The 3,175-nt window shown below is 49.4% G+C and carries 5 protein-coding genes and 1 tRNA gene; all 6 read right to left on the reverse strand.

What is annotated here, in order from left to right; all coding sequences use genetic code 11:
- Positions 1-659: 659 nt before the first annotated feature.
- Positions 660-1,364 (reverse strand): 50S ribosomal protein L1, encoded by a 705-nt coding sequence (rplA, locus tag QMD53_06960; GenBank protein ID MDI6800376.1) that lies wholly within the window; start codon positions 1,362-1,364, stop codon positions 660-662.
- A 51-nt stretch (positions 1,365-1,415) separates the two neighbouring features.
- Complete coding sequence (rplK, locus tag QMD53_06965) at positions 1,416-1,841, reverse strand: 50S ribosomal protein L11 (protein ID MDI6800377.1); 426 nt, start codon at positions 1,839-1,841, stop codon at positions 1,416-1,418.
- Positions 1,842-1,895: 54 nt separating this feature from the next.
- The gene (nusG, locus tag QMD53_06970; GenBank protein ID MDI6800378.1) at positions 1,896-2,420 is read right to left on the reverse strand and encodes a transcription termination/antitermination protein NusG; all 525 of its coding nucleotides are present in this window, start codon (positions 2,418-2,420) and stop codon (positions 1,896-1,898) included.
- A gap of 19 nt (positions 2,421-2,439) precedes the next feature.
- Positions 2,440-2,652: a preprotein translocase subunit SecE gene (gene secE, locus QMD53_06975; GenBank protein ID MDI6800379.1), complete on the reverse strand. Its 213-nt coding sequence runs from the start codon at positions 2,650-2,652 to the stop codon at positions 2,440-2,442.
- A gap of 61 nt (positions 2,653-2,713) precedes the next feature.
- Positions 2,714-2,791, reverse strand: a tRNA-Trp gene (locus QMD53_06980).
- A gap of 48 nt (positions 2,792-2,839) precedes the next feature.
- A complete protein-coding gene (rpmG, locus tag QMD53_06985) occupies positions 2,840-2,989 on the reverse strand; it encodes a 50S ribosomal protein L33 (GenBank protein ID MDI6800380.1) in 150 nt (49 codons plus the stop codon).
- Between the last annotated feature and the right edge of the window lie 186 nt (positions 2,990-3,175).

The raw sequence follows: 3,175 nt of genomic DNA on the forward strand, positions 1-3,175 counted from the left end.
CGGCAGAAGCCGTTGTGCGTAGTTAAGGTGTCAACAGAAACGGGGTAACTCCATAGCTACTAGTTCAAGCTGGTGGGCTCATATCCTTTGCTCCACTTCCGTCTTGAAACATTTTTTGGACGAATATTTATTTATAATCTACATAGTCTTCTTAGGCAGCTTCCACCTTATGCATAAGACGCCTGCGCTGACTGCACAACCAACTCAAAGACTTCGAGTTCAGGGAGCACCGTAAACCATTGTCTCGGCTACAATTTACTCAACTTCCTCTAGAATGTCAAAGCTTTCGCTAATTTATCTATTAATATAATCTTCAGCTGTCAAATCACCGATCATAATTAACATATATTAAAAGAGGCGGAGAAAATTTCCTTGCTGTCACCAGATTTTTTACTGCCATATCATTTTAGGCAAAAGAACAGCTCTCAGCCTCCAGGGGTCAGCTACCAGGCAGCTTTCAGCCCCTAGGGTCAGTCCAGCCTTAAAGCAACAGACATTTTAAGACTCTGCCAGGGTTAAAGACATTTTCCCTTTCTACTTTTCTTGGAACTTGCTAAGAAAAGTAGAAAGCAGAAAAAAGATACTTAAGCCAAAAGAAAAGGCTCGGGCATTAACCCGAGCCTTAAACATTTCAAATAAAACCCCAAATAAGGAGCCCCCTACTCCTCCATCAAATTGCGGGTCTTCATCGGATCGACCTTGACGCCCGCCCCCATGGTGGAGGTGATGGCGATTCCCTTGATGTACTTACCCTTGGCGGCTGCCGGTTTGGCCTTGATGACCTCATCTATCAGGGTCGAATAGTTCTCAACAAGTTTGGCCTCATCGAAGCTGGCCTTGCCGATGATGAGGTGAACATTGGCCAATTTATCCAGGCGATACTCGACCTTTCCGGCCTTGATATCTTTTACGGCCTTGCCGACATCGAAGGTTACCGTGCCCGACTTGGGATTTGGCATGAGGCCCTTGGCTCCCAATATCTTACCGAGCTTTCCGACGCTTCCCATCATATCGGGGGTGGCTACGGCCACATCGAAATCGGTCCAACCGCCCGAGACCTTCTCGACCAGGTCGGCAGCGCCCACAAAATCGGCTCCAGCGGCCAACGCCTCTTGAGCCTTCTCGGCCTGGGCGAAGACGGCTATCCTGACGATCTTTCCGGTGCCGTGGGGCAGGACTACCGTCCCTCTGATCTGCTGATCGGCCTTCCTGGGATCGACTCCGAGCTTAATGTGCACCTCGACGGTCTCGTCGAATTTGGCCTTGGCGTTCTCCTTGACGAGCTTTACCGCCTCTAGCGGCGCGTAGAGCCTAAGTGGCTCTATCTTGGCCTGAGCCTCGTTGTACCTCTTGCTTCTCTTCATCGTTGCCTCCCGTGGTGTTAGCGGAATCTTCCTCCCACAAAATTTGAACCCTTAGTCTGAAATATCTATGCCCATGGTGCGGGCGGTTCCCTCGATTATCTTCATGGCTCCCTCGACGTCATTGGCGTTGAGGTCGGTCATCTTGAGCTCGGCTATCTCTCTGAGCTTATCCTTAGATAATTCGGCCACCTTGGCCCGATTGGGCTGACCCGACCCCTTCTCTATGCCGGCTGCCTTCTTGAGCAAGATGGCCGCCGGAGGAGTCTTGGTCACAAAGGAGAAGGACCTATCCTCATAGACGGTGATCTCAACCGGGATTATCATACCGGGCTGATTTGCGGTCTGGGCGTTGAACTCCTTGCAGAACTCCATGATGTTTACGCCGTGCTGACCGAGCGCGGGACCGACCGGCGGGGCCGGAGTTGCCTGTCCTGCCGGAATCTGTAATTTAATTAAACCTGTAACCTTCTTTGCCATTTAATTCGTCTCCTTTAAAGCTTATCCGCCTTAAGGCGGACTTATCTGATTAATTTATAATTTTGCCACTTGATCGAAGTTGAGCTCAACGGGGGTCTCCCGTCCAAAGATGGAAACGAGCACCTTAAGCTTACTCTGATCCAGATTTATCTCAGAGATGATGCCCGTAAAATCGGCCAGGGGACCCGACTTGACCTTGACGGTCTGACCTTCGCTAAACTCGGTCTTGGGCTTGGGCTTCTCGAAGCCAGTCTTATGGACTACCCTCTCTATCTCTTCCTCTGAAAGCGGGGTCGGCCTTCCGCTCGATCCCACAAACCCGGTCACACCGGGAGTGTTTCTGACCACATACCAAGAGTCGTCGGCCATCTCCATGTTGACCAAAATGTAGCCGGGGAAGACCTTCTTCTTCGAGAACGTCTTCTTGCCGGCCTTTATCTCCACCACATCTTCGGTCGGGATTACCACCTCGAAGATCTTGCTTCCCATGTCCATCGAAGCGATCCTGTGCTCTAAGTTGGCTTTGACCTTATCCTCGTAACCCGAGTATGTATGAACGACAAACCAATTTTTGCTCATTAAATGATTCACCTAAAGTTTAAGAAGAGACCAGTTTCAAGATAAGCGTGAATATATAGTCTAGGCTACCTATGAAGGTGGAGAGAACGACAAGCATGATTAAAACGATTATGGTCGAAGAGACCACCTCATCCCTATCGGGCCACGATACCTTCTTGAGCTCCGAGCGCACTTCCCTTAGGTAGCTTCCCGGGCTCATCCTAGCCTTCTTTCTAACCTGAGTAGATGCCATGCTGATCGACCCCTATTCCCTTTCATCCCAAACCGTAAATTATCGATTGCGACATAAAAAGTGGCAGGCCTGGAGGGACTCGAACCCCCAACATCCGGTTTTGGAGACCGGCGCTCTAGCCAATTGGAGCTACAGGCCTTCACAATCCAAAGCCACCCGGCTATAAACCTGCAGCGTAAGGAATCCCTTAGCGAGTCTCTTTGTGTAGAGTATGGTTCTTACACCACTTGCAATACTTCTTGAGCTCTATCCTATCCGGGTCGTTTCGCTTATTCTTGTTTGTCGCATAATTTCTTCTCTTACATTCCGTGCAGGCAAGAGTTATTATCGTACGCATTTAATAGCCCTCTTCCGATGAGTAATTTCTGTAAAGACGCAAAAAAGCAATCTACCACCAATTCTTTGATATGTCAATATTCAATCAAAGAGTCCGCCCTCGGCGGACTCTTTGATTTAGCTCAAAATGAGCTTACTTATTTATCTTGGTTATCCTTCCGGCCCCGACTGTCCTTCCGCCTTCACG

It is taken from the genome of Actinomycetota bacterium (assembly GCA_030017835.1).
Taxonomy (GTDB): Bacteria; Actinomycetota; Aquicultoria; order UBA3085; family Oleimmundimicrobiaceae; genus Yes70-04.

Excerpts from the sequence above, each read along its gene's own strand:
- rplA (MDI6800376.1), bottom strand. The coding sequence starts at position 1,364 with ATGAAGAGAAGCAAGAGGTACAACGAGGCTCAGGCCAAGATAGAGCCA.
- rplK (MDI6800377.1), bottom strand. The coding sequence starts at position 1,841 with ATGGCAAAGAAGGTTACAGGTTTAATTAAATTACAGATTCCGGCAGGA.
- nusG (MDI6800378.1), bottom strand. The coding sequence starts at position 2,420 with ATGAGCAAAAATTGGTTTGTCGTTCATACATACTCGGGTTACGAGGAT.
- secE (MDI6800379.1), bottom strand. The coding sequence starts at position 2,652 with ATGGCATCTACTCAGGTTAGAAAGAAGGCTAGGATGAGCCCGGGAAGC.
- rpmG (MDI6800380.1), bottom strand. The coding sequence starts at position 2,989 with ATGCGTACGATAATAACTCTTGCCTGCACGGAATGTAAGAGAAGAAAT.